Origin of the sequence: Nonomuraea sp. NPDC005650, from assembly GCF_040605375.1 — a bacterium.
Lineage (GTDB): Bacteria > Actinomycetota > Actinomycetes > Streptosporangiales > Streptosporangiaceae > Nonomuraea.
In genome coordinates, this window is sequence record NZ_JBEXCR010000010.1 from 125,219 (window position 1) to 150,461 (window position 25,243).

Here is a 25,243-nt window from a genome sequence, read left to right on the forward strand (position 1 = left end):
CGAGGGGATTCCCACGGTCACCCGTGGAAGTTCCTGTTTCACCGCCGGTCGCCCGCCTGAGAGGACTCTCGTTGAGGTCTTACACCAGCTCCGCAGGCGTTTTACTTGTCCGCCTGCCCGGCGGCCAAAATGTTGCGGGCCGCGTTCACGTCCCGATCGTGGGCCGCGCCACAAGCGCATGCCCATTCCCGGATATTCAGCGCCATCTCGTCTTGCGCGCTCCCGCACGCCGAGCACAGCTTGGAGGAGGGGAACCAGCGATCCACCGCGACCACGACCCGCCCGTACCAGGCGGCCTTGTACTCCAGCATGCCCCGCAGCTCCCGCCACGAGGCATCGGAGATGGCGCGGGCGAGCTTGCCGTTCTTCACCATGTTGCGGACGGTGAGATCCTCGATCACGACCGTTTGGTTCTCGCGGACGAGTCGAGTGGTGAGCTTGTGCAGGAAATCCCGGCGACGATCGGCGATCCTGGCATGGACACGGGCCACCTTGAGCCGGGCCTTGGCCCGGTTGGCGCTCCCCTTGGCCGTGCGGGCCAGCGCCCGCTGGGCCCTGGCCAGCTTGCGCCGGTCGCGGCGTTCGTGGCGGGGATTGACGATCTTCTCTCCGGTGGAAAGCGTGGCCAGGGCGGTGATGCCCGCATCCACCCCCACCGCCTGCTCCTCCGGTGGGAGGAGAGCGATCGTCTCTTCCACGAGCAGGGAGACGAACCAACGGCCCGCCGCGTCCCGGGAGACAGTGACCGTGGACGGTTCGGCGCCCGCCGGCAGCGGACGCGACCAGCGAATGTCGAGCGGCGCGTCCATCTTTGCCAGCCACAGCCGACCCTCGCGCCAGCGGAAGGCCGAGCGGGTGTACTCGGCCGAGGCCCGCGACTTCTTGCGCGACTTGAACGTCGGGTATTTGGCCCGCTTGGCGAAGAAGTTCGCGAACGCCGCCTGGAGGTGGCGCAGCGCCTGCTGCAACGGCACGGAGGAGACCTGCGACAGGAAGGCGTAATCGCCGCTGCGTTTCCATGCGGTCAGGGCCGCCGACGACTCCACGTAGGAGACGCGACGCCCTTCGATGACATAGGCACGGGCGCGCTCCTCCAGCGCCTTGTTGTAGACGAGGCGGACGCAGCCGAACGTCCTAGCGAGCTCTTCAGCCTGCTCGGGGGTCGGGTAGAAGCGGTACTTGTAGGCCCGCTTCACGGTCTGCGCCACAGTTCACATTCTAGTACGCGATCAGTCACTCATCGTGCACACGTTCGATCCCGTCGCACTGTTCCACGTTCCTTCCCCGTCCTGGAGGACGGGGTTTCCACGCTTTAGGAGATTTGATGACCGCATCGGTGGAGTTCCGCGCGCTGCGGCGGGTGTTCGGCAAGACGGTCGCGCTGGACGGCTTCGACCTCATCGTCGCGCCCGGCGAGTTCGTCGCGCTGCTGGGGCCCTCGGGCTGCGGGAAGACGACCGCGCTGCGGTGCGTGGCCGGGTTCGAGCGGCCGGACTCGGGCGCGGTGCTCGTGGACGGCCGGGACATCACGGACGTACCGGCCAACAAGCGGGACGCGGGCATGGTCTTCCAGTCCTACTCCCTCTTCCCCAACCTGAACGCCCGCGACAACGTGGCCTTCGGCCTGCGCGTCCGCAAGGTGCCCGTGGCCACCAGGCGGAAGAAGGCCGACGAACTCCTCGAACTGGTCGGCCTCCCCTCACACGCCGACCGCTACCCGCACCAGCTCTCCGGCGGCCAGCAGCAGCGCGTCGCCCTGGCCCGCGCGCTCGCCCTGGAACCGCGCGTCCTGCTGCTGGACGAGCCGCTGTCGGCGCTGGACGCGAAAGTACGCGTGTCGCTGCGCGAGGAGATCCGCCGCCTCCAGCTCGACCTGGGCATCACCACCATCTTCGTGACCCATGACCAGGAGGAGGCGCTGTCGATCGCGGACCAGGTGGCGGTGCTGCGCGACGGGCGGCTCGAACAGGTCGGCTCGCCCGCCGAGATCTACGACCGCCCGGCGACCCCCTTCGTTGCGGAGTTCGTCGGCACCATGAACCACCTCGCCGGCCAGGTCTCGGGTGACCAGGTCACGGTGCTCGGCCAGCTCCTGCCCGTGGACGGCCAGGTGCCCGCCGATCCGTCCGTGGACGTCCTGATCCGTCCCGAGGCCGTCCAGGTCGTCCCGGCCGAGGACGGTCCCGCCGAGGTGCGTGCCGCCTCCTTCCGCGGCGCCTCCGTCCGCCTCCGGGTGGCGGTGGAAGGCGGGGAGGTCCTGGCCGACGTCCCCGGCCACGAGGCGGCCCGCCTCGCACCCGGAACGCGGGTCACCGTCCGCCTGGTGGACCGCCCCGTCCTGGTGGCGCCCCGCACGGTCACGGTCCCGGCCCCGGTCGTGGCGGCCGATGCGATCTGAGCACGCCGGCCTGGATGCCGTCCTGTTCGACATGGACGGCACCCTGGTCGACACCGAAGGGCTGTGGTGGCAGGCCACCGCCTCCATCGCCGCCTCCCTCGGGCGGTCGCTGGGGGCGGAGGACGTGCCGTACGTGCTCGGCCGCACGATCGAGGACGTGGCCGCCCACCTCCTCACTCCCACACCCCCACCCCGTCCCTCGCCGGACCCACCGCTCATGACCGAGGTGGTCAGGGAGCTCACGGACGCCTTCGCCGACCGCATCGAGCAGGGCGTGAAGGTCATGCCAGGGGCACCGGAGCTCCTGGCCGAGCTGGCCGCCACCGCCATCCCGACCGCCCTGGTCACCGCCTCCCCCCGAACCATCGTGGACCTGGTGCTGCCGCGGCTCGGGCACACGTTCGACCTGGTGATCACGAACGAGGACACGGCCCGCGGCAAGCCGCACCCGGACCCGTACCTGGAGGCGGCCCGCCGACTCGGCACGACGCCCTCCCGTTGCGTCGCCGTCGAGGACAGCCCCACCGGCATCGCCGCCGCCACGGCCGCGGGGTGCCGCGTCCTGGTGACGTCCCCCGAGAAGGGCCTGCCATCGCTGACCCACCTCATGACCAACGACCACCCACCAGTGACGGCTGACGGCAAGGGACGGACGGGCGACGAGTGACGGGCGAGGGATGACGGCTGACGGGCGACGGGCGACGGGCGAGGGGTGACAGGCGACGGGCGACGGGCGACGGGCGACGGGCGACGGGCGACGGGCGACGGGCGACGGGCGACCAGAGTTGGTAGATGCGGTCGCCGAGGTGGTGGTGGTTTGTCAGTCGGTGCTGATGCGGGCCAGGGCGCCTGCCTCCAGGGCCACCCAGATCGCCCCGTCCGGCCCGACCGTCAGCCCGTGCGGCTCGGCCTTTCGGGTGCCGTCATCCCCCGCCAGCGGTCCGATCGAGAGCGGGTGCGATTCGATGGTGCCGTCGGTGGTGATGCGGCCGAGGCGGTCGGCGGCCCACTCGGTGAACCAGAGGGCGCCGTCGGGGCCGGTGACGATCGCGTGCGGTCGGGCGGCCCGGTCGGGCAGGGGGTACTCGGTGATCTTTCCGGCGATGTCGATCCGCCCCACCTGACCGGCGCCGATCTCCACGAACCAGAGCGCCCCGTCCGGCCCCAGCGTGATGCCCACCGGGGCGGCGCCCTCCGTGGGGAGCGGGTGAACGGTCACCTCGCCCGCCGGCGAGATCCGCCCGATGGCGTTGCCCTGGTTGATCGTGAACCAGAGGGCGTCATCCGGCCCCGCCGTGATGGCGGCGGGCATGCCGCCCTCCCCCGGCACCTCGAACTCCGTCCGCTCCCCGCCGGGCCCGATGCGCCCGATCCTGCCGGTCTGCATCTGGGTGAACCACATGGCACCGTCGGGTCCGGCGACGATCCCGTACGGTGAGTCCGCCTCGTGGGAGGTCACCTGTCCGTCGGCGGTGATCCGGGAGACCCGGCCGCCCTTGCCCTCCGCGAACCACATCGCCCCGTCCGGCCCCGGGGTGATCACGGTCGGCTGCCCGTCGGCCGGATCGAGCCGGTGGATCACCGGCCGCTCGCCGGGCACCATCCTGCCGATGCGCCCTTCGTGGACGAGCGTGAACCAGAGCGCTCTGTCCGGACCGGCGGCGATGCCGTACGGCGCGCCCTCACCGATCATGGTCAACATCTGCGGTCCTTCACTGGTCGATCCTGCGCGGCTCAACATCTATGTCCTCCTGCCATCGTGATCTCAGTCCCCCGGAAGCGCCGGATGAGGGCGCGGTCATGCGACACCGCGACGGGCCCGCCTCGGGAGTCGCCGAGTGCCTGTTCGAGCTCCTCGGCCAGGAGCGGCGACAGGTGGTCGGTCGGCTCGTCGGGCAGCAGCACTCTCGGCGCGGCGCCCAAGGCGCAGGCCCGCCGTGGCCCGAATGGTGCCGCTCGGCGGCACCCTCGGCGTGGCGGCCAAGGCGCAGGCCGGCTCAGGCGGGCTTGCTTCCCGCCCGAGAGGGTGGACAGTGGCCGGTCGCGGCCCACGTGGGGACAGCCCCAGCCCGTGGAACGCCCCGTCCACCCATGCGTCCGGCTCGTAGCCGTCCCGTTGCTTGTACGCCGTCAGCAGCCTGCCGTACTTCGCCATGACGTCATCGGTGAGGGCCGACTCCAGATCGCGGATCCGGCGCTCCACGGTGCGCAGGCCGGCCCTCGCGGCGGCGACGACGGCCTGCTGAACCGGCAGGTCGAGCGTCCGCTTGAGGTAGCCGACGTCGTCGGGCGGCGTCGCCTCGACGTCGTCGGGCCGCTCGACCCTGGCCAGGAGTCGCGGCGGCGTGGACTTGCCCGGACCGTTCTCGCCGACGACGCCCAGGCGCTCGCCGGACCTGACGGACATGGACACGTCGGCGAGGACGGCTCGCTCGCCGTACGACTTGGAAACGCCTCGAAGGTTGATCAGGATAGAACTCCAATCGCAACTGATGTAGCGTTAGTGTGCCATGCGGGGAGCGCTAATGCAACTGGAGTAGTTTTTGGAGTCGAACAAGCGGCCGGGTGGGCGAAGCGCCCGGGTTCGGGACGCCGTGCGGCAGGCCACCCTCGCCGAGCTGGCCGAGCACGGATACCGGGGCCTGACGGTGGAGAACGTGGCCGAGCGGTCGGGAGTGCACAAGACGACCGTCTACCGGCGCTGGGGCAGTGTCGCGGGGCTGATCTCCGACGCCCTGGAGCTGGCCGGGGGCGAGCCGTGGCCCATTCCGGACACCGGCTCGATCGAAGGTGATCTGAGGGGCATCGTCCAGTTGGTGCGGAGTGGTTTCGACGATCCGGAGCTGGGGCCGGTGTCGTCGGCGTTCGTGGCGGCGGCTGTTCAGGATCCCGATGCGGCGCGGGCGCTGCACGAGTTCTTCATGGCCCGGCACGAGCAGTCAGCCGAGGTGGTGCGGCGGGCTGTCGAACGCGGTGAGCTGCCCGACATGGTGGATGTCAGGGAGGTGATCAGGGTGGCGGTCGCGCCCGTTTACTACCGGTTGTTCGTGGCGCACGAGCCGGTCACGGAGCGGGACGCCGACCGCGCCGCCGACGCGGCACTGGCCGCCGCCCGAGCCGGCGTCCTATGAGCAGCCGACCCGCCGATCCAGGTGGGCGTTCTACGAGTCGACGACCCCCGGCGGGGGTTCTACGACCCGACCGGCCTCCGTGGGTGTTCCACGTGCCGGTCGGTCGGGGCGGTGTTCTGGGAGGGGCGTGCGTCGGTGTTCCGCGGACCGGGTGCCCGAGGTGTTGCCGAGCAGGCCGTGGGGGTCAGGGCTCCTTCTGGCCGCGTAGTTCGAAGTCGTCGAACGTCGTCTTCAGCAGCGACGTGCCGTCCTTCGGCGTACGCGCGAACAGCCCCACGTACCCGTTCCCGAGCCCGTTAGGATCCTCCACCTGGTGCACCTGATGATCGTTCACCCACATCGTCAGCCGCACCGCCGATCCGACCTGCTCGCACGCCGCCGCCAGCCGGGCCCTGCCGGGCAGCCCGTCCACCTGCACCGGCTGGGCCAGCGTTCCGCCCGAGCCGTCCACGATCCGCCGGATCCTGGCCTTGCCGGTCGTGTCGAGGGCGAACTCGTAGTACGTGTCGTCTTCGTCCACGTTGTGGCAGTACACGCCGTACTCACCGGTCCCGACGGACTTCTTGACCTCGGCGGTGACGGCGACCACGACGGTCGAGGGCAGCATCGGCGTGGGCGTGGCCGACGGTTCGGGGGTGGTGGTCGGCTTGGCGATGAGGAAGGGTATGGGGGCCTTCGCCGACCGCTCTTCGGACCCCTTCTCCACATCCAGCCCGTACGTCCCGTCCGTCCGGTAGCCGTAGCTGGCCGTCTCGTCGGGGTCGTAGACGCCGCTCCAGCCGCCGCTGGTCTGCGTGAAGTCCTCGCGGTAGAGGACGCCCAGGTCGGGCGGCCCACCGGGGCTCAGCACCGCCCACGCGGCCACCGCGCCCGCCACGAGCACCGCCGCGGCCGCTGCGGCCCCCGCGATCAGCTTGGTGCGGTTGCTCCCGGTCGGCTGCTGGACGGCCGTGTACGGCGCCGTGGCCTGCTGCCAGGCCACCTGTACGGTCTGCGCCGCCTGCTCGGGCGCGGCCGAGCGCCCGACGAGGTGGTCGAGCAACTGCTGCGCGGTGGGCCGCGTGGCCGGGTCCTTCCGCAGCGCGGCGCCGACCAGCTCGCGCAGGCCGGGCTCGACCGCGTCGAGGTTCGGCTCGGTGTTGAGCACCTGGTAGACGATCGCGGGCAGCGTGTCGCCCCCGAAGGGCGGCCTGCCGCTGGCGGCGAACGCGACCAGACATCCCCACGAGAACACGTCGCAGGCCGGTGAGACCGGTTCGCCCCGCAGCACCTCGGGAGCCATGTAGCGGGGCGTGCCCACCAGCTCGCCGGTGCCCGTGACGCCTCCGAGCGTGTCCAGCGCCCGCGCGATGCCGAAGTCGATCACGCGCGGGCCGACGGGCGACAGCAGCACGTTCGACGGCTTGAGGTCCCTGTGCACCACTCCGGCGCCGTGGATGGCGGTCAGCGCAGTGGCCACGCTGACGGCCAGCGCGTCGAGGCTGGAGCCGCGCAGGGGGCCCGACTGGCTCAGGGCGGCTTCGAGGTTCGGGCCGGGCACATATTCGGTGACGACGTAGAGCTGGTCGCCGTCGAGCGCGGCCTCGATCACCGCGGCCGTGCAGAACCTGCGCACCCGCTGGGCGGCGTCCGCCTCCCTGCGGAACCGCATGCGGAACTGCTCGTGCTGGGTCAGCTCCGGGTTGATCACTTTGACGGCGACCCGCTGCCCGGCCGGATCCTCGGCGAGATGGACCGTGCCCATGCCGCCCCGCCCCAGCACGCCGAGCAACCTGTAGCGCCCGATATGGGAGGTATCACCGCTCACGCCGGGCAAGCTTACCGATCCGCCGCACTCCGCGCAGGGGCCCGAGTACGCCACGTATATGCCAGCGCCGCCACCGCCAGCCCGGCTCCCCAGAGCACGTACGCGGGGACGGCGACCCAGTAGAAGACCTCCGGCAGGCCGCTCCCGGCGAACGGGACGACTCCGGAGAGCCGTTCGGCCACCATCTGCCCGAGCCCCACCCCGAAGTACGCCAGCAGCCCGCCCGACACCGCGACGCCCGGCCACAGCACCAGCCGCCGCGGCACGCCCCGACCGGCCAGCACCGGCACCCAGCGCGGCCACACCCGCCCCCACCGGTGGACAAGCGCGAGCGGCAGCACCGTCCCGGCCAGCAGGAACCCGGCCTCGAAACCCGGGTCCCCACCCCCGATGCCGACGGCCGCCTGCGCCAGGATCCGCGCGAGACACCCGCCGACGGCGACGTACGCGGCCACGAAGGCCCACGTCGGGGTGCGCGCCAGAGTCCTGGGCCGCGGGGGCGGGTACGCCCGCGCGGCCCGCCACATCAGCACTCCCGCCCCCACGCACGCCGCCTTGCTGAGCGCCCCCAGCGGATAAACCGGGATCCTCAGCCCGGGAAGGACGAACCCGACGACGTCGAGCAGCAACAGCGCCCCCGACCCGACGAACGCGCCGCCCACGACCCAGGCCGCGCCCGCCAGAACCCGTCCCCGAGGCAGGATCAGCATGGCGGCCAGCACCGCCACCGCCGCCCCGCACAGGCCCACCGCCCACCACCCGGTGAACACCAGCAGGTCGGGACCGGCCGGGGACAGGCGTTCCGGCAGGTGGCCGAGCTGCCAGTAGACCCGCAGCCCGCCGTAGAGGGCGACCCAGACCAGCGTCACGCCCACTCGGACATTCGACATGCCCACCATCCTGGGCGGCCCGCCCCCGCCAGGCGTTCCCCCGCGAGAGCCATCCCCATCCCCCGCGCGAGTGGTCCTCAGATCCGGACCCAGGTGGCGATCCCCCGCGCGGACGGAGTTGACTAGGAGTCATGCATGCCATCGTCGTCTCCGCCCCTGGCGGTCCTGAGGTTCTCGAATACGTCGAGCGGCCCGATCCCGTCCCCGGTGAAGGGGAGATCGTCGTCGACGTCGCCGCGAGCGGCGTCAACTTCATCGACATCTACCACCGCTCCGGCGCGTACCCGCTCAACCTGCCCACCTCCATCGGCTCCGAAGGCGCGGGCACGGTCTCGGCCGTCGGGCCGGGGGTGCGGGACGTGGCCGTGGGCGACACCGTGGCCTGGGCCAACGTCCTGGGCAGCTACGCCGAGAAGGCGGTGATCCCGGCGATCCGGGCGGTGCCCGTGCCCGACGGAGTCCCGGCCGAGGTGGCCGCGGCGACGATGCTGCAGGGGATGACCGCCCACTACCTCACCCACTCCACTCACCCGGTGCGGGAGGGGGACCAGGTGCTCGTCCACGCCGGCGCCGGCGGCATGGGCCAGCTGCTCATCCAGCTGGCCAAGTTCAAGGGCGCCAAGGTCTACACCACCGTCTCCACCGACGAGAAGGAGAAGCTGGCCAGGGAGGCCGGCGCCGACGAGGTGCTGCGGTACGACGACTTCGCCGAGGCGCTGCGGAACAAGATCGACGTCGTGTACGACGGCGTCGGCAAGGCCACGTTCGACGGCGGGCTCGAAGCGCTGCGGCCGCGCGGCCTCATGGCCCTGTACGGCGCCGCCAGCGGCCCGGTCCCGCCGATGGACCCCCAGATCCTCAACCGGCAGGGCTCGCTCTTCCTCACCAGGCCCACGCTGGTCCACTACATAGCCGAGCGCGAGGAGCTGCTCCAGCGCGCCTCCGACCTGTTCGGCTGGATCAAGGCGGGACAGCTCACCATCAACGTCTCGCACCGCTACCCGCTGGCCGAGGCGCACCAGGCGCACGAGGACCTGGCGGCCCGCCGGACGACAGGAAAACTGCTCCTCATACCCTGACGCCATGGACATCGCAGGATCAATCTGGTCGTTCGCCGCCGTGGTGGCACTGCTCACGCTCACCCCCGGCCTCGACACGGCCCTGATCCTGCGTACGTCCTTGCTGGCGAGCAGGCGGGCGGCCTGGGGCGTGACGCTCGGCATCCAGCTCGGCACGCTCACGTGGGGCGTGCTCACCGCGGCCGGGCTGTCGGCGCTGCTGGCCGCCTCACGGCTCGGCTACGAGATCCTGCGCTGGGCCGGCGTGGCGTACCTGGTGTGGATGGGCCTGCGCATGCTCCTGGCCAAGGCCGCGCCCCACGACGAGCCGGAGCAGGCGGTGCGGTTCGGGGGCGGGTTCCGGCGCGGGCTGGTCACGAACCTGCTCAACCCCAAGGTCGGGGCGTTCTACGTGGCCATGCTTCCGCATTTCATCCCGGACGGGGCGCCGCACGCGGTCATGGGGTTGGTGCTGGCCGGCGTGCACGTGGCCGAGGGGCTGCTGTGGAGCGCGGCGCTGATCGGGTTCGCGTCGCTGGTGGGAGGCTTCCTGCGGACGCCCGCCGTACGCCGCTTCCTCGACCGCCTGACCGGCGTGGTCATCGTCGGCTTCGGCATCCGCCTCGCCGTCACCGACTGAGGCCGAAGGGCCCCGCCGTCACCGACTGAGGCCGGGGCTCGTGGGCCAGCCCAGGAGGCGGGCCCCGAGCACGGCGGTCTCCAGGGTGAAGCGCTGCGTCGGGTCGTCCGGCGAGAAGCCGGTCAGGCGGCGGATGCGCTCCAGCCGGTACGTGACCGCCCGCGTGCTGAGCCCCAGCCGCCGGGCCGCGGCCGTCTGGTTGCCGTGCGAGGCGAAGACGGCCTCCAGCGTCTCCAGCAGCGGCTCGTGCCCGCCCCGCGCCCCCAGCAGCGGGCTCAGCACGCTGGTCACCAGGTCCTCGATCGCGCTCCTGTCACGCAGCAGCACGGGGAAGACGAGCAGGTCGGCCGCCTTGACCACGTCGGCCCTGAGCCCCAGCCCATCGGCCAGCTCCAGGGCCTGCGCCGCTTCCCGGTAGGAGGACACGACGCCGCCGGGGCCACGCTGGGGGCGGCCCACCCCGACGCGCCACCCGGCCGGGAAGCGGGCGCGTACGTGATGGGTGAACTCCCCCACCGCGGCCGGCAGCGTCTCCGGGGCCACGCACACCAGCAGCCCGTCGCGCACGGCCACGAGCACGTTGTGCGAGCCGAACCGGGCGATCAGGTCCCGCTCGATGCGGTCCTGGTCGCCGTCGCGCATGCCGCGGGCCACGGCCACCACGTAGGACCCCGCCAGCCGCAGCCCGAAGTGCTCGGCCCGCTCCGCCAGCCGCTCGGCCCGCCCCTGGAGCAGGTCGTCCACGAACTCCCTCCAGGCCCGCTCCTCCTCTCGGACGGCGGCGAGCTGCGCCCGCTCGTACCCCTCCATCAGCGCGGAGACCGCCTTGCGCAGCGCGGGCAGCGCTCCCGGCAGCCCCTCGCCGGCGGCGAGGGCGCCGTCCACCAGCGCCCGCAGCGGGACCCCCAGCCTGGCGGCGCGCCTGCCCGCGGCGCGGTAGGCGTCGAGCGCCTCGCGGGAGGGTAAGCGGCCGGTCGCGGCGTGCTCGGCCAGCACCTGGCGATGCCCGCCGAGCAGGTCGGCGGGCATCTCGGAGATCGCCATCACACTCCTACGTCACGCCTGTCGAAGGCGAGCACGGCGGTGAGCGCCAGCACGACCGTGGCCCCCGCCAGCACAAGGTAGTCCCCGACCGGCAGCCCCTCATAGAGCGGCCTGCCCTCGGCGTAGTAGTGGAACGGCGAGAGCCACTTCAGCCAGGAGACGGCGTCGATGTTCCGGCCGATCGTGACCACGACGTAGCCGGCCACCACCCACACGCCGACCACGGCCGAGGCGATCGTCCTGCGCCCGGTGGCCGCTCCGGCCGCCAGCCCGATCGTCCCGAACAGCAGGCCGACCAGGAACACCCCGAGGTGCGCGGCCAGGATCCGGTCGAACGGCACCCCCATCTCCACGGCCTGGCTCGTCGCCCACGTGACCAGCAGCGTCACGACGGCCACCGCGAGCATCGCGGCCGCCAGCGCGGCGAACCTGTCCAGCACCAGCCGCCGCCGGTCCACCGGAAGCGTGACGACCAGCTCCAGCGTGCCCGACTCCTCCGGCTGCGCGATCGCCCGGTTGGCCAGGGACATCGCGAACACGATGAACAGCATGGGGACGAAGAGCTGGTAGACGACCGTCTGCAGGTAGCCGGTGCCAGAGGCGAAGTCCCCGAGCCCGCCCATCAGGTCCCTGAGCGGCCCGGGAAACTTGGCCACAGCCATGGCGCCGTAGGTCTCGGGGTTCAACCTGATGTTGGCGTACGTGCCCAGATAGACGGCCATGAAGGCGCTGATGCCCAGGCACCACCAGATGAGCGACCGCCGGTTGTCGCGCAGGCTCTTAGCGATCATGGTGCCGCTCCTCGTCCCCGTAGTAGGTCAGGAAGATCTCCTCCAGGTCCGGCTCCGCGCTCACCATGTGCACCACGGTGAACCGGGCCGCCGCCTTGATCAGCGCGTCCGGCCGGCCGTCGATCGTGCAGCGCACGCCGGCGCCCTCCACGCGCAGGTCGCGCACGCCGGGCAGGTTCTCGAACGCCGCTCGCGGCACGGGCGCGTCGAAGTGCAGCTCGACCCGGCGCACCGCCTTCTCGCGCAGCGCCGCCACGTCCTCCACGGCCACCAGGCGCCCGTCCCGTACGATCCCGACCCGGTCCGAGACGTTCTCGACCTCGGCGAGCACGTGCGAGGACATCAGCACGGTGCGCCCGGCCTGGCGCACCTCCCTGAGCATGGCCAGGAACTCGTGCTGCACCAGCGGGTCCAGCCCGCCCGTCGGCTCGTCCAGGATGAGGAACTCCGGCTCGTGCATGAACGCCTGGATCAGCCCGACCTTCTGCTTGTTGCCCTTGGAGAGCTTGCGCATCTGCACCGACAGGTCGGCCTCGAACCGCTCGGCCAGGGCGTCGATGCGCGTGTCCGGCACGCCGCCGCGTACCCTGCCGAGGAAGCGCAGGTAGTCCTTGGCCCGCTCGCGGCCCTCCAGCGCCAGCTCGCCGGGCAGATAGCCGATCCTGGAGCGGATCGCGGACTCGCGCGGGTCGGCGCCGAGGACGCGTACCGTGCCCCGGGTGGGCCTGATCACGTCGAGCAGCAACCGGAGCGTGGTCGTCTTGCCTGCGCCGTTCGGCCCGAGATACCCGAAGATCTCCCCCGGCTGGATCTCCAGCGTGAGATCTTCCAGGCCGCGGCGCCTGCCGTAATACTTGGTCAGCCCTTCGGTCTGCACCACTGCTGTCATGGCCGAATCGTCCCGCCGCGCGGGACTTCCGTCACTGGAGGGGTCCGGCAGCGTGCGGATGGCTTTGCTTCCGGGACGCGGCAACGAGAGGGTGGGTCGGGTGGAGACGGCGTTCGTGCTCGGTGGTGGGGGCGTGCTCGGCGCGCACGAGGTTGGCATGCTGCAGGCGCTCGACGAGGCGGGCATCAGGCCCGACCTCGTGGTGGGCACCTCTGTGGGCGCCCTGAACGGGGCGGTCATCGCCGCCGCCCCTTCCGAGGCGGTGGAGAGGCTGACCTCGCTGTGGCGCTCCGACGTCGTGCGTACGGCCTTCGCCGGCTCGTGGGTGGCCCGGTTGTCCACGCTGGCCAGGACCGGCACCCATCTGCACCCGATCGGCCCGTTGCGCGAGGTTCTGAGCGGGACCGTGGGGGTTTCCCGGATCGAGGAGCTGGAGGTCCCCTTCCAGTGCGTGGCGGCCTCGGTCGAGCGGGCGGCGGCGCACTGGTTCACCGGCGGGCCGCTGGTCGAGGCGGTGCTGGCGTCGTGCGCGGTGCCCGGGCTGCTGCCGCCCGTGGTGGTCGGCGGCGAGCACTTCTACGACGGGGGGCTGGTGCACAGCATCCCCGTGGGGCGGGCCGTGCAGCTCGGCGCCAAACGGGTATATGTCCTGCACGTCGGGCGGATCGAGCGGCCGCTGACGCCGCCCAGGAGGTTCTGGGAGGTGGGCATGGTGGCGTTCGAGATCGCGCGCAGGCACCGGTTCGCCGAGGACATGGCCAGCCTGCCGCCCGGCGTGGAGGTGCACGTGCTGCCCGCCGGGGTGACCGAGCCGCTCTCGACGCTGCGCTACCGCGACGTCTCGCAGATCTCCGACTGCATCGACCGCGCGTACACGGCTTCTTCCCGCTATCTGCGGAACAGAGGAGACTGAGAGACAGACCGTCACAGGGAGGCCGCCGTTGCTTCCACCGCGTATTCTGCGCCGGCTGGTGCTGGCTCCGCTGGTCATCGTGATGACCGTGTTCATGGTGGTGACGCTGCCGTTCTGGCTGGTCGTCTCGGCGGCGGCCTCGCTGCGCCTGCCGCCGCCGCAGCGCAGGGGGGCGAGGTTCGTCTGGTTCGCCACGGTGTGGCTGACGCTGGAATCGGGCGTGCTGATCACGTGCCTGTGGCTGTGGGTGGCGGGCGGGGCCCGGCGCCAGGAGCGGCACTACGCCCTGATCAGGTGGTTCCTGGCCAAGGTGTACGCGGCCGCCGTGCGGATCTTCCGGCTGACGCTGGAGATCCAGGAGCCCGAGCTGACGGCGGAGGAGCAGGCCGCCAGGCTGACGCGACCGGTCATCGTGCTGTCGCGGCACGCCGGCCCCGGCGACTCCTTTTTGCTGATTTATCACCTCCTGTCGCTCTATCACCGACAGCCCCGCATCGTCATGAAGGCCGCGCTCCAGTACGACCCCTCGCTGGACGTCGTGGTCAACCGGCTGCCGAACGCGTTCGTGTCCCGCAAGTCCGGACAGAAGCGGATCATCGAGGAGATCCACCGCCTCGCCGCCACGATGGGCGACCAGGACGCCCTCGTGATCTTCCCCGAGGGCGGGAACTTCACCCCGCGCCGCCGCCGGCTCGCCATCCGGCGGCTGGAGGAGAAGGGGCTGACCGAGGAGGCGGAGCGGGCGCGCGGCATGGACCACCTGCTCCCGCCCCGCCCGAACGGCGCCATCACGGCCATCGAGGCGTGCCCGTCGGCGGACGTCGTCTTCGTCGCGCACACCGGGCTCGACGACCTCATCACGCTGGGGGACGTCTGGCGCAAGCTGCCCGTCAACGCTCACATCACCGCGAAGTGGTGGCGGGTGCCCGCGGCCGAGATCCCGAAGGAGCGGGAGGAGCGGATCCGGTGGCTGTACGACCACTGGGAGCAGATCGACGCCTGGATCGACACCCAGCGCATGGCCCGCACGCAATCGGGCTAGCCGAGCGGCGGCGCGCCCGGGGGCAGGAACGGGACGTCCGTCGGGCCGTGCTCGATGAGGCGGAGCAGCGCGTCCGTGTCGAGGTGCCGCTCCACCAGGTCGCCGAGCGCGTCGAGCCGCTCCTCCCTGAGCCCGGCGAAGTCCGTGCCGGGAGCCGGCACGAAGTCGCGCCCCGCCCGCGCGGCCACGTCGGCCAGGAAGGCCCGGCGGAAGCCGTCGTTCTCCAGGGCGCCGTGCCAGGTGGTGCCCCAGACGTTGCCGACCCGGCAGCCGTCCAGGAACGGCTCGCCGCCGTCCACGGAGGCCAGCCCGTGGTGGATCTCGTACGCGCGGACCGGCTGCCCGTACGCGCTGCCCTCGGGCCGGCCGAGCCGCTTGTCCTTCCCGAACTCGATCCGCACCGGCAGCCGCCCCAGCCCTTCGACCTTGCCCGCCCCCGACTCCACCTCGTCCACGATCTCCCGCCCGAGCATCTGGAAGCCGCCGCAGATCCCCAGCACAGGCCCGGCCCGGCCGGTGATCGCCGCCGCCAGCCCGCGCTCCCGCAGCCACGCCAGGTCGCTCACCGTGGCCCTGGAGCCCGGCAGCACCACGAGGTCGGCGTCGTCCAGCTCGACCGGATCGGTCACGAAACGCACCACGACCCCCGGCTCGGCGGCCAGGGCGTCCGCGTCGGTGAAGTTCGAGATCCTGGGCAGCCGCACGACGGCCACCCGGAGGGTCTGCCGGCCGTACGGGGGGTGTACGGCGACCTTCCTGCTGTCCAGGGCCAGGGAGTCCTCGACGTCCAGCCAGAGCCCGTCGAGCCAGGGCAGCACGCCGTACACCTCGCGCCCGGTCAGCCGCCTGAGCATGTCGAGCCCGGGCTCCAGGAGCTCCCGCGCGCCGCGGAACTTGTTCACGACAAATCCGGAAATATGCGATTGGTCGTCGGCATCTAAGAGGCCCACCGTGCCGTAGAACGCGGCGAACACCCCTCCCCTGTCGATGTCGCCGACCACGATCACGGGGAGGTTCGCGGCCCTGGCCAGGCCCATGTTGGCGAGGTCGCCGCGGCGCAGGTTGATCTCGGCGGGGCTGCCCGCGCCCTCGCACACGACCACGTCGTACCGGCTCCTGAGCCTTTCGAGCGCCTCCAGCGCGGTGGCGCGCAGGAGGTCCTTGAGCGCGCCGTATTCCATCGCGTCCACGTCCGCCACCGGGTTGCCCATGAGGACGACCTGGCTGCGGCGGTCGGTGCCCGGTTTGAGGAGGATCGGGTTCATGTCCACCGTCGGCTCCAGGTAGGCGGCCTGCGCCTGCGTCGCCTGGGCCCGGCCGATCTCGGCGCCCTGCGCGGTGACGTACGAGTTGAGCGACATGTTCTGCGCTTTGAACGGCGCGACGCGCACGCCCCTGCGGGCCAGCCACCGGCAGATCCCCGCCGTCAGCACGCTCTTGCCCGCGTCGGACGTGGTCCCCGCGACCAGCAACCCCCCTCTGACCATGCGATCACCGTACAGGCCCGGCGATAGGCTGGCCGCATGCCATCGGCCGACCTGCCCATCTGCCGCACCTGCGGCGTCCAGTACGCCGAGCCGCGCGCCGACTGCCCGATCTGCGAGGACGAGCGCCAGTACGTCGGCTGGGCCGGGCAGCAGTGGACCACCCTGGCGGGCCTGGCGGCCGAGGGCCATCGCGGCCGGGTGGAGGAGGAGGGCCCGGGCGTGGTGGGCATCGGCACCGCCCCGCCCACGGCGATCGGCCAGCGCGCGCTCCTCGTCCGCACGCCGGCGGGCAACGTGCTGTGGGACATGGTCTCCTACCTCGACGACGACCTGCTCGCCCAGGTCCAGGAGCTGGGCGGGGTGTCGGCCATCGCCATCAGCCACCCCCACTTCTACGGCTCCATGATCGAATGGTCCCGGGCCTTCGACGCCCCGGTCTACATCCACGCCGCCGACAGGCAGTGGGTGGCCAGGCCGGATGACGCGGTGGTCTTCTGGGAAGGCGACACCCACCGGCTGTCGGAGGACCTCACCCTGATCAACGCGGGCGTGCACTTCCCGGGCGGCCAGGTGCTGCACTCCTCGTCCGGGCGCGCCCTGTTCTCGGGCGACATCCTCCAGGTCGTCCAGGACCGGCGCTGGGTGAGCTTCATGTACAGCTACCCCAACTACATCCCGGAGCGCCCACACGTCGTGCGCCGCGCCCTGGACCTGCTGGAGCCCTACGCGTTCGACAGGGTCTACGGGGGCTGGTGGAAAAGCGTCGTGTACGGGGACGGCGCGGAGGCCGTCCGCCGCTCAGCCGACCGCTACCTCTCCTTCGTCGAGGACGTCGAGAACGTCGAGGACAGGTAGCCGGCCGTTCAGCCCTCGCGCCTCTGGTCCTTGTTCTCCTCGTCCCCGTCGGACGGCTGCTTCCCGCCGCCGTACCGCTCCTGCAACGCGTCCGCGCCCTTCGAGATCTGCTCGTCGTACTTGTGGCCGGTCCGCTCCTTCGCGTACTGCTCGGCGCGGTCCACCACCTCGTCGGCCTGCTTGGAATGCCCTCTGGCCAGGTTCTCCGCCTTCTTCAGCCATTCTGCGATGCGGCTCATGAACGTTTCCCCGTTTCTTCGGACTATGAGCGCCCCCTACCCCCGCATCCGGCACATTCACGCCGCCCGCCAGGCCCCTGAGCTGGGACGTGGCTCGTCGACGATCCCGGATGGCCTAGAATCCGGCAGATGTTCTCGGCCCCCGCCCGGCTGGCCTGGCTGGACGCCCTGCGGGGACCGGCAGCGCTGGCCGTCACCATGCACCACGCCGGCTGGACCTACGCCCCGGTCCTCTGGGCGGAGGTGGACCGCAGGATCGACTTCGGCACCTTCGGCGTGTTCGTGTTCTTCCTGGTCAGCGGGTACATCATCCCCGCTTCCCTGGAGCGGCGCGGCGACGTGCGGGCCTTCTGGACCGGGCGGGCCTTCCGCCTCCTCCCCCTGCTGATCAGCGCCTGCTGCCTGGTGCTCCTCCTCGCCCTGGCAGGCGTGCTCCCCCTCGAACCCCGGCTGGCCGACCGGCCCGTCGCCGTGGTCGCGCTCGGCAACCTGACCATGCTGCAGGAGCTGCTCAACCTGCCGGCCGTCATCAGCGTGACCTGGACGCTCTCGTACGAGATGGCGTTCTACCTGATCAGCGTCGCGCTGTTCCAGGTCCGGCAGGCCGGCAGGTCAGCGGAGATCGCCGTCGTCCTGGCGCTGGTGGCCGTGGGGCTGGGGCTGCTGGTGCCGCAGACGATGCTGGGCGGCCAGGACGACGTGGCCGCCACGCTGCTCCCCCTCGCGGTCGTCGCGGCCATCGCGGTGACCGCCCTCGGGCGCGGCGGGGTCCGTACGGCCGCCGCGGTCGCGGGCGGTCTGCTCGGGCTCGCGCTGGTGATCCTGGGCAGCCGGGGCGGGACCTGGCAGGGTGTGATCATCCTGGCGACGATGTTCGCGGGGACGGCGGTGTACCGGGCCGAGCGGGGAGCCATCCCCTGGCGCACGGCGGCCGTCGCGGTGGCGGCGGTGCTGGTCTGCGGGCTCCCCGCCAAGGACGATCCCGGCTGGGCGCCGGCGATCGCGCTGGCGTTCGGCGCCTTCGCGCTGGCGTTCGCGCTGCGCCGGCGGGCGTTCCCGCGCTGGCTGCCCTGGCTCGGCGTGATCAGCTTCTCCGTCTACCTGCTGCACCCGATCCTGCTGCACGTCCTCCCGAACCCGGTGCTGTACTTCCTCGTCCTGATCCCGCTCAGCGCCATGACCTACCGGCTGATCGAGGCCCCGGCCCAGCGTCTCGGCAAACGCCTGCTCGCGGCCGGGGCCGAACGTCGTTGAGCCCTCAGGGCTTGCGCCCGACGCCCCCGTACAGCCACCGCGTGGCGGCGGGAGCCGGGTCGGCCGGGTCGGGGTGCCAGGTGTCGATGGTGACCACACCGGGGTCCACCAGGTCGAACCCGTCGAAGAAGCCCGCCACGTCCGTGTGGTCGCGGAAGTAGATCGGCGTCGGCGTGGCCGCGTACACCGCCTCGATCTGGGCCACCGCGTCCACCGAGTGGCCGTCACCGGTGACGTGGGTGGCCGTGAGGTGGCTGCCGGAGGCCAGGGCGTGGCGCAGCTGGCCCATGACGGAGCCACGCTCTTCCAGGGTGAGGAAGTGCACCATGGCGATCATCAGGACGCCGACCGGCTCGTTGAAGTCGATGAGCTTGACCGTCTCCGGATGCCCGAGGACGTCGGCCGGGCGGCGCATGTCGGCGGCGGCCACGGTGGTGTTCTTGTCGGTCGCCAGGAGCGCCCGGCCGTGCTGCAGCACGACCGGGTCGTTATCGACGTACACCACGCGGGCGTCCGGGATGATCCGCTGCGCGATCTCGTGCGTGTTGCCCACGGTGGGCAGGCCGGAGCCGATGTCGATGAACTGCCGGATCCCCTGCCGGGCCATGTGGCGCACCGCGCGGCGCAGGAACGCGCGGTTCTCCTGGGCCAGCTCGCGGATCTCGGGCATCGCCTTCTCGACCCGCCGCACGGCCTCACGGTCGATCTCGAAGTTGTCTTTGCCTCCGAGGTAGTAGTCGTACATACGGGCGACGCTTGGCCTGGTGACGTCGATCCCCATCGCACCGCCACCGCCTTGCTCCGGCATGCCACGGCCTCCATTCGTGATCATTCCGTACACAAGTTATCGCAATCCGCGAGGGAGGCGAGTCAGGTTTTGGTGTCAAACGCGGCGTTCTGCTCCCTTCACCCGCCCTGACAGGTGACATGGCTCACAGTCAACCCCCCGGAGCCGCCGGCAGGAGGCCGTCAGCGGTCGCTCATCCAGAATCACCCCCCTTGCGGCCGAACGGAATGATGGTGGATATCCGCGCGGCGAGCTCGGCCAGATGGGCCTGCCACGCGTCGGCGGCAGGGTCGGGGACGGCGACGATGACGTGGTCGATGCCCAGGGCGGCGAGCTCGGCGCAGCGCCGCACACTCTGCTCGACGCTTTCGCCCTCGGGGATGCGCAGGTGGAGGGTCTTCTCGATGTCCTCGTAGGGCCGGCCCAGCCGCTCGCAGTGGGCGCGCAGCACGCCGAGCTTGTGCCGGACGTCGGCGCCGTGCAGGAAGTTGCAGGCGTCGGCGTACTGGGCGACGAGGCGGAGGGTCTTCTTCTCCCCGCTGCCGCCGATGAGGATGGGCGGGTCGGCCTGCGGCGCGTTGAGCGTACGTTCCAGGGTGTGGTGCCGGCCCCGGTACGGCTCGTCCCGGTCGCTCCACATCTGCCGGGCGATCTGGAGGGTCTCCTCCAGCCGTTCGAACCGTTCGGCCAGCGGCGGGAAGGGCAGCCCGAGGCCGCGGGCCTCGGGCTCGTACCAGCCGGCGCCGATGCCGAGGACGGCGCGCCCACCGGAGAGCGCATCCAGGGTGCTGACCTGCTTGATCAGCAGGCCGGGCGCGCGGTAGACGGCGCCGGTCACGAGGGCGCCCAGGGTGACCCGGCTGGTGAGGGCGGCGGCGTAGGACAGCGCCCCGTACGCCTCCAGCATCGGATCCTCCGCCGCGCCGAAGTTGGGGATCTGGAAGAAGTGGTCCATCACCCACAGGCTGCGCAGCCCCGCCCGGTCGGCACCGCGGGCGACGGCGGCGAACTCACCGGCGATGTCGCCGCCGGGCCAGAGGAAACGCGGGCAGGTCAGACCAAGGTCCATGGGGACACTCCTTGATGAGGTGAAGGCAGCTGCCCGCTGCGGGCGGGCATGAAAAAACCCTCTCGCCTGGGCTGCGCCCGAGGCCGAGAGGGCTCCGATAAGAGCATTATCTCACGGATGCCGGACCACGCACTCGGCCGAAGCAGGCTGTCCTCCTATTTGTTTCATGGGTTGACGTAACCAGAAATGCCGACGTAACGTGACCTTCAACTTCGGATGAGCGGCCTGCTTCCGCAGGTCGCCGCCGTATCAGGCGCGTACGGCCGCCGCGCGGCCGGCGTCCTGGTCCCGTGTACGCACACGCCCTTATCCCCCCCAGGACGTCCTGTCGCCGGCTCGCCGGCGCCCTCCCGAAGGGACCGCGCCCAGATGACCCCTCGATCCGCTCGAATGGCCCCGACGTCGTTAAGCCGCCGGAATCTGGTGAAGCTGGCCGGGCTGTCCGGCCTCGGTCTCGGCCTGGCGGCGTGCGGCCGGGGCTTCGGCGGAGGCGGATCCGGTGGCGGCGGCGTCCAGCTGAACATGGTCTGGTGGGGCGACGCCTCCCGGGCACAGAAGACGCAGGCCGCGCTGGATGTGTTCAAGAAGAAGAACCCCGGCGTCACGGTGAAGACCGAGTACCAGGACAGCGGCCCGTACAAGGACAAGCTGGCCACGCGCTTCGCCGCCGGCGACCCGCCGGACCTGATGATGATGCGCATGGACAGCCTGCGCGAGTACGCCGACCGCGGCGCGCTGCTCGACCTCAACCAGCACGCGGACGCGGTCGACCTCTCCGGGCTGGGCGAGAGCGCGCGGGCGCTCGCGGTCGTCGGGGACAAGAGCTTCGGCGTGCCCTCCGGCCTGAACAGCATCGGCTTCGTCGTCAACAGGACGCTGACCGAGAAGTACGGCGTGAAGATCCCGGACGGCGACACCTGGAGCTGGCAGGACCTGGCGGCCTTCGCCCGCGAGATCAGCAAGGCCAGCGGCAAGAAGGTGTACGGCACCGGGTTCGAGGCGTACACCCTGGCCAACCTCATCGTGTTCACCCGCCAGCGCGGCGAGGACTTCTACACCCCCGACGGCAAGCTCGGCGTCAGCGAGGCCACCCTCGTCGCCTGGTTCGAGATGTTCCAGGCCATGCGGGCCGACGGCGGGTTCCCGCCGGCCGGGTTCTTCGAGAAGGTGGGCGGCTCGCCCCAGCAGTCGTACCTGGCCAAGGGCGCGATCGCGTCGCAGATCATCCCCACCAACAACTTCCTGGGCTACAACGCCGCCGCCGGGGGCAACCTCGTGCTGCTCCGCATGCCCGGCGAGACCACCGAGAAGCGGCGCGGCCAGTCGATCGACACCCCCGCCCTGTGGTCGGTCGCCGCGCGGTCGAAGCACCCGGCCGAGACGCTGAAGCTGCTCAACTTCCTCATCAACGACCCGGACGCCTCAAGGGCGACCGGCACGACCCGCGGCGTGCCCGCCAACGCGAAGGTGGCGGCCGAGGTCAGGCCGAGCCTGCCGGCCGACGACCAGGTCGCCACCGACTACCTCATCGGGCTGCAGAAGGAGCAGCTGCCGCGCGCCTACACCTACCCGCCGGGTTCGAGCAGCATCGCCACCAGCATGGAGTCGATCGCCACCGAGGTCGAGTTCAAGCGCCAGACGCCGCAGCAGGGCGCCGCGGCGCTCCTCGACGCGGGCAGGAAGGCGCTCGGCGGGTGAGCAGGTCGGAAGGCGCGCCGGTCCTGGACCGACCGGTCACCGTCGCGGACGCGTCCCCCGGGCCGCGGCGCGGTCGGCCGGCCAAGCCGCCCCAGGACCGGGCCGGATACCTCTTCCTGCTGCCGTGGTTCATCGGGATGCTCTTCACCGTCATCCCGTTCTTCGCCTCGCTCTATCTGGCGTTCACCGACTACAACCTCCTCAACGCGCCGAAGTGGATCGGGCTGGACAACTTCGCGGAGATGCTCCGCGACCCGGTGCTGCACCAGTCGCTGAAGGTCACCTTCGTCTACACGTTCGTGTCGGTGCCGCTGTCGCTGGCGGCGGCGCTGGGGGTGGCCATGCTGCTCAACCGCGGCGTCCGGGGCCTGTCCGTCTACCGGGCGGTGTTCTACCTGCCCTCCCTGCTCGGCGGGAGCGTCGCGATCGTCCTGCTGTGGCGCTACATCTTCGGCCTCGACGGCATCGTGAACGCGTTCCTCGGCTGGTTCGGCATCGACGGGCCCGGCTGGACGACCGACCCCGACTACGCCCTCACCACGCTCATCGTCCTGCACATCTGGACGTTTGGCTCCCCCATGGTGATCTTCCTGGCCGGGCTGCGGCAGATCCCGGGCATGTACTACGAGGCCGCCGCCATCGACGGCGCCTCGCGGTGGCGGCAGTTCCGCTCGATCACGCTGCCGCTGCTGAGCCCGATCATCTTCTTCAACCTGATCCAGTCCCTGATCTCGTCGTTCCAGACCTTCACCCAGGGATTCGTGATGAGCGGCGGCAGCGGCGGGCCGGCCAACTCCACGCTCTTCTACAACCTGTACCTGTACCAGCAGGGCTTCTCGCAGTTCAACATGGGCTACGCCTCGGCCATGGCCTGGATGCTGCTGGTGATCATCGCCGCGTTCACCGCGATCAACTTCCTGGCCGCGAAGTATTGGGTCTTCTATGACAACTGAGGAAAGTTTCGTCGAGCGCGTGGGCCGGACCCGCCGTTCCCGGTACGCCAAGCACGTGCTGCTCTGCGTGGCCGGCGCGGTCATGATGTACCCGCTGGCGTGGCTGATCTCCAGCTCGCTCAAACCGGACCGGTTGATCTTCACCGACCTGTCGCTGTGGCCCTCCGAGTGGAACCCGGCCAACTACCTGGACGGGTGGACCGCCCTGGAGCAGCCGTTCGGCGTCTACCTCGCCAACTCGTTCGTGATCGTCGTGCTGAGCATCGTCGGCAACCTGGTGTCCTGCTCGCTGGCCGCGTACGGCTTCGCCCGCCTGAGGTTCACCGGCCGCAAGCTGTTCTTCACCCTGATGCTCGGCACCATGATGCTGCCCGGTCACGTGCTCCTGGTGCCGCAGTACATCGTCTTCGCCAAGCTGGGGTGGCTCAACACCTACTACCCGCTGCTCGTGCCCAACTTCCTGGCCACGAACGCGTTCTACATCTTCCTGATGGTGCAGTTCATGCGCGCCCTGCCCAAGGAGCTCGACGACGCCGCCCGCATCGACGGCTGCGGGCCGTTCCGCACCTTCTGGAAAGTGATCATGCCGCTGTGCATGCCGGCGTTCGCCACCACGGCGATCTTCACGTTCATCTCGGTGTGGAACGAGTTCTTCGGCCCGCTGATCTACCTGACCGACTCCGAGCTGTACACCGTGCCGCTGGCCCTGCGGCAGTTCATCGACTCCGAGGGGCAGTCGCAGTGGGGGCAGATGTTCGCCATGTCGTTCCTGTCGCTCGCGCCCGTCATCGGGTTCTTCATCGCAGGCCAGAAATACCTGGTCAAGGGCATCGCCACCACCGGCCTGAAATAGGGGCCTGAAATAGGGGATCGAAACGCATGGCCCAACCTCGCCGCTACGCCTTCGTCGGCACCGGTTCACGTGCCCGCATGTACCTGGGGGCGCTGCTCGGCCCGTACGCCGACGTCGGCCACCCGGTGGCGTTCTGCGACACCAACGAGGTACGCATGTCGTACTACGACCGCCTCGTCGGCGAGACCCGGCCCGACCTGCGGATCGCGCACTACGAGCCCGGCGACTTCGGCCGCCTGCTCGACCGGGAGCGGCCGGACGTGGTGGTGGTCACCTCGCCCGACGCCACCCACGCCGGCTACATCAGCCAGGCGCTGCGCGAGGGCGCGGACGTGGTGTCGGAGAAGCCGCTGACCGTGGACGTCGCCGGGCTGCGGCAGATCCGCGACGCGCTCGCCGCCGGGACCGCGGGCCTGATCCTCACCCACAACTACCGGTACTCGCCCAGGAACGCCCTGGTGCGCCGGCTCATCGCCGAGGGCGCCATCGGCGAGGTCACCTCCCTGACCTTCGAATGGTGCCTGGACACCGTGCACGGCGCCGACTACTTCCGCAGGTGGCACCGGGACAAGAGCGTCTCCGGCGGCCTGCTGGTGCACAAGGCGAGCCACCACTTCGACCTGGTCAACTGGTGGCTCGCCGACCTGCCGGAGACCGTGTACGCCCGCGGCGGCCTGCGGTTCTACGGCTCGGACAACGCCCGCAGGCGGGGGCTCGGGCCGCGCCCGGAGCGCAGCAGGGACGCCGACGGGCCGGGCGACCCCTTCGCGCTCGACATCGCCGCCGACGACCGGCTGCGGCTGCTCTACCGGGACGGCGAGCATCTGGACGGCTACATCCGCGACCGCGACGTGTTCTCCGACGGCATCACGATCGAGGACAACCTCAACGTCGTCGTCGGCTACCGCCGCGGCGCGTCGATGTCGTACACGCTGCACGCGCACAGCCCCTGGGAGGGGTACCGCGTGGCGATCAACGGCACCGGCGGGCGCGTCGAGCTCGACGTCGTCGAGCGCACGCACGTCGAGCCCGTCGCCACCAGCGCGGCCATCGCCGCCGCCACCGCCGTGGACGCCCGCGCCGCGGACGGCGGCCGGGACGGCGAGCCGGGGCAGCCGCGCCGCCGGGGCGCGCGGCTCCTCCTCCAGCGGCACTGGGAGCCCGCCCGTTCGGTGCCGATCCCCGAGGGCGGCGGCGGACACGGGGGCGGCGACACGATGCTGCTCGACGAGGTGTTCCGCGGCGCGTCCGGCGACCCGCTGCGCCGGCAGGCCGGGTTCCTCGACGGCGCGGCGAGCGTCCTGGTCGGCGTCGCGGGCAACGCGTCGTTGCGCACCGGGGAGGCCGTCCGCCTCGACGACCTCGGGCTGCCGCTGACCTCCGCATCCCCTCCCGCGTGACACCACCGAGGCACGCCCTGCACACCCGCCGATCTCGAAACTGGG

25 protein-coding genes are annotated in these 25,243 nt (G+C 71.2%); 13 read left to right on the plus strand and 12 right to left on the minus strand.

What is annotated here, in order from left to right:
* Positions 1–101: 101 nt before the first annotated feature.
* The gene (locus ABZS69_RS19045) at positions 102–1,208 is read right to left on the minus strand and encodes an RNA-guided endonuclease TnpB family protein (RefSeq protein ID WP_355373714.1); all 1,107 of its coding nucleotides are present in this window, start codon (positions 1,206–1,208) and stop codon (positions 102–104) included.
* Positions 1,209–1,324: 116 nt separating this feature from the next.
* Here ABZS69_RS19045 and ABZS69_RS19050 point away from each other — a divergent pair, with 116 nt between their 5' ends.
* Together ABZS69_RS19050 and ABZS69_RS19055 are read left to right on the plus strand one after the other, a co-directional pair.
* Positions 1,325–2,398, plus strand: coding sequence for an ABC transporter ATP-binding protein (locus tag ABZS69_RS19050; RefSeq protein WP_355373717.1), 1,074 nt, complete (start codon positions 1,325–1,327; stop codon positions 2,396–2,398).
* On the plus strand, positions 2,388–3,065 hold the full coding sequence (locus ABZS69_RS19055; RefSeq protein WP_355373720.1) for an HAD family phosphatase: 678 nt from the start codon (positions 2,388–2,390) through the stop codon (positions 3,063–3,065). Before ABZS69_RS19050 ends, ABZS69_RS19055 begins: the two co-directional genes overlap by 11 nt.
* Before the next feature lie 153 nt (positions 3,066–3,218).
* Here ABZS69_RS19055 and ABZS69_RS19060 read toward each other — a convergent pair whose 3' ends face one another.
* On the minus strand, positions 3,219–4,091 hold the full coding sequence (locus ABZS69_RS19060; protein WP_355374181.1) for a virginiamycin B lyase: 873 nt from the start codon (positions 4,089–4,091) through the stop codon (positions 3,219–3,221).
* A gap of 105 nt (positions 4,092–4,196) precedes the next feature.
* Complete coding sequence (locus tag ABZS69_RS19065; protein ID WP_355373723.1) at positions 4,197–4,811, minus strand: ATP-binding cassette domain-containing protein; 615 nt, start codon at positions 4,809–4,811, stop codon at positions 4,197–4,199.
* Positions 4,812–4,992: 181 nt separating this feature from the next.
* On the opposite strand from ABZS69_RS19065, the gene ABZS69_RS19070 reads away from it, so the two are divergent.
* Complete coding sequence (locus ABZS69_RS19070; protein WP_355373726.1) at positions 4,993–5,529, plus strand: TetR/AcrR family transcriptional regulator; 537 nt, start codon at positions 4,993–4,995, stop codon at positions 5,527–5,529.
* A 184-nt stretch (positions 5,530–5,713) separates the two neighbouring features.
* On the opposite strand, the gene ABZS69_RS19075 is transcribed toward ABZS69_RS19070, so the two are convergent.
* Both ABZS69_RS19075 and ABZS69_RS19080 read right to left on the minus strand, forming a co-directional pair.
* A complete protein-coding gene (locus ABZS69_RS19075) occupies positions 5,714–7,336 on the minus strand; it encodes a serine/threonine-protein kinase (protein ID WP_355373729.1) in 1,623 nt (540 codons plus the stop codon).
* A gap of 11 nt (positions 7,337–7,347) precedes the next feature.
* Positions 7,348–8,226 carry a hypothetical protein gene (locus ABZS69_RS19080; RefSeq protein ID WP_355373732.1) on the minus strand — a complete coding sequence of 293 codons (879 nt, stop codon included), beginning with the start codon at positions 8,224–8,226 and terminating at the stop codon, positions 7,348–7,350.
* Between the two features lie 131 nt (positions 8,227–8,357).
* Here ABZS69_RS19080 and ABZS69_RS19085 point away from each other — a divergent pair, with 131 nt between their 5' ends.
* Both ABZS69_RS19085 and ABZS69_RS19090 read left to right on the plus strand, forming a co-directional pair.
* Positions 8,358–9,305 (plus strand): quinone oxidoreductase, encoded by a 948-nt coding sequence (locus tag ABZS69_RS19085; protein WP_355373735.1) that lies wholly within the window; start codon positions 8,358–8,360, stop codon positions 9,303–9,305.
* 4 nt (positions 9,306–9,309) lie between these two features.
* Positions 9,310–9,924: a LysE family translocator gene (locus tag ABZS69_RS19090; protein WP_355373738.1), complete on the plus strand. Its 615-nt coding sequence runs from the start codon at positions 9,310–9,312 to the stop codon at positions 9,922–9,924.
* Between the two features lie 18 nt (positions 9,925–9,942).
* On the opposite strand, the gene ABZS69_RS19095 is transcribed toward ABZS69_RS19090, so the two are convergent.
* From ABZS69_RS19095 to ABZS69_RS19105, 3 genes are read right to left on the minus strand one after another with little or no spacing between them, the layout of a single operon-like run.
* On the minus strand, positions 9,943–10,968 hold the full coding sequence (locus ABZS69_RS19095; RefSeq protein WP_355373741.1) for a helix-turn-helix domain-containing protein: 1,026 nt from the start codon (positions 10,966–10,968) through the stop codon (positions 9,943–9,945).
* Positions 10,968–11,759 (minus strand): ABC transporter permease subunit, encoded by a 792-nt coding sequence (locus tag ABZS69_RS19100; RefSeq protein WP_355373743.1) that lies wholly within the window; start codon positions 11,757–11,759, stop codon positions 10,968–10,970. The genes ABZS69_RS19095 and ABZS69_RS19100 overlap by 1 nt, the downstream gene beginning before the upstream one ends.
* Entirely contained in the window at positions 11,749–12,648 is a 900-nt protein-coding gene (locus ABZS69_RS19105) for an ABC transporter ATP-binding protein (RefSeq protein ID WP_355373746.1), read from the minus strand. Before ABZS69_RS19105 ends, ABZS69_RS19100 begins: the two co-directional genes overlap by 11 nt.
* A gap of 100 nt (positions 12,649–12,748) precedes the next feature.
* Between ABZS69_RS19105 and ABZS69_RS19110 the strand changes: the two genes are divergently transcribed.
* Together ABZS69_RS19110 and ABZS69_RS19115 are read left to right on the plus strand one after the other, a co-directional pair.
* Positions 12,749–13,561, plus strand: coding sequence for a patatin-like phospholipase family protein (locus tag ABZS69_RS19110; RefSeq protein WP_355373749.1), 813 nt, complete (start codon positions 12,749–12,751; stop codon positions 13,559–13,561).
* 28 nt (positions 13,562–13,589) lie between these two features.
* Positions 13,590–14,603, plus strand: a complete 1,014-nt coding sequence (locus ABZS69_RS19115) for a 1-acyl-sn-glycerol-3-phosphate acyltransferase (protein ID WP_355373751.1) — start codon at positions 13,590–13,592, stop codon at positions 14,601–14,603.
* On the opposite strand, the gene ABZS69_RS19120 is transcribed toward ABZS69_RS19115, so the two are convergent.
* A complete protein-coding gene (locus ABZS69_RS19120) occupies positions 14,600–16,090 on the minus strand; it encodes a cobyric acid synthase (protein WP_355373753.1) in 1,491 nt (496 codons plus the stop codon). The two genes, ABZS69_RS19115 and ABZS69_RS19120, sit on opposite strands and share 4 nt — an antisense overlap.
* Before the next feature lie 36 nt (positions 16,091–16,126).
* Here ABZS69_RS19120 and ABZS69_RS19125 point away from each other — a divergent pair, with 36 nt between their 5' ends.
* Complete coding sequence (locus ABZS69_RS19125) at positions 16,127–16,945, plus strand: MBL fold metallo-hydrolase (RefSeq protein WP_355373755.1); 819 nt, start codon at positions 16,127–16,129, stop codon at positions 16,943–16,945.
* A gap of 8 nt (positions 16,946–16,953) precedes the next feature.
* Here the strand turns inward: ABZS69_RS19125 and ABZS69_RS19130 are convergent, their stop codons facing one another.
* A complete protein-coding gene (locus ABZS69_RS19130; RefSeq protein WP_355373757.1) occupies positions 16,954–17,184 on the minus strand; it encodes an antitoxin in 231 nt (76 codons plus the stop codon).
* Positions 17,185–17,313: 129 nt separating this feature from the next.
* Between ABZS69_RS19130 and ABZS69_RS19135 the strand changes: the two genes are divergently transcribed.
* Positions 17,314–18,438 carry an acyltransferase gene (locus ABZS69_RS19135; protein ID WP_355373759.1) on the plus strand — a complete coding sequence of 375 codons (1,125 nt, stop codon included), beginning with the start codon at positions 17,314–17,316 and terminating at the stop codon, positions 18,436–18,438.
* A 4-nt stretch (positions 18,439–18,442) separates the two neighbouring features.
* Here ABZS69_RS19135 and ABZS69_RS19140 read toward each other — a convergent pair whose 3' ends face one another.
* On the minus strand, positions 18,443–19,246 hold the full coding sequence (locus ABZS69_RS19140; RefSeq protein WP_355373761.1) for an SAM-dependent methyltransferase: 804 nt from the start codon (positions 19,244–19,246) through the stop codon (positions 18,443–18,445).
* 172 nt (positions 19,247–19,418) lie between these two features.
* Positions 19,419–20,294, minus strand: coding sequence for an LLM class F420-dependent oxidoreductase (locus ABZS69_RS19145; protein WP_355373764.1), 876 nt, complete (start codon positions 20,292–20,294; stop codon positions 19,419–19,421).
* 423 nt (positions 20,295–20,717) lie between these two features.
* On the opposite strand from ABZS69_RS19145, the gene ABZS69_RS19150 reads away from it, so the two are divergent.
* The 4 genes from ABZS69_RS19150 (at position 20,718) to ABZS69_RS19165 (ending at position 25,198) form a co-directional block, all read left to right on the plus strand.
* A complete protein-coding gene (locus tag ABZS69_RS19150; RefSeq protein WP_355373767.1) occupies positions 20,718–21,992 on the plus strand; it encodes an extracellular solute-binding protein in 1,275 nt (424 codons plus the stop codon).
* Positions 21,989–22,945, plus strand: a complete 957-nt coding sequence (locus tag ABZS69_RS19155) for a sugar ABC transporter permease (protein ID WP_355373770.1) — start codon at positions 21,989–21,991, stop codon at positions 22,943–22,945. The genes ABZS69_RS19150 and ABZS69_RS19155 overlap by 4 nt, the downstream gene beginning before the upstream one ends.
* 82 nt (positions 22,946–23,027) lie before the next feature.
* Complete coding sequence (locus ABZS69_RS19160) at positions 23,028–23,798, plus strand: carbohydrate ABC transporter permease (RefSeq protein WP_355374184.1); 771 nt, start codon at positions 23,028–23,030, stop codon at positions 23,796–23,798.
* Positions 23,799–23,824: 26 nt separating this feature from the next.
* Complete coding sequence (locus ABZS69_RS19165) at positions 23,825–25,198, plus strand: Gfo/Idh/MocA family oxidoreductase (protein WP_355373773.1); 1,374 nt, start codon at positions 23,825–23,827, stop codon at positions 25,196–25,198.
* Positions 25,199–25,243 lie beyond the last annotated feature (45 nt).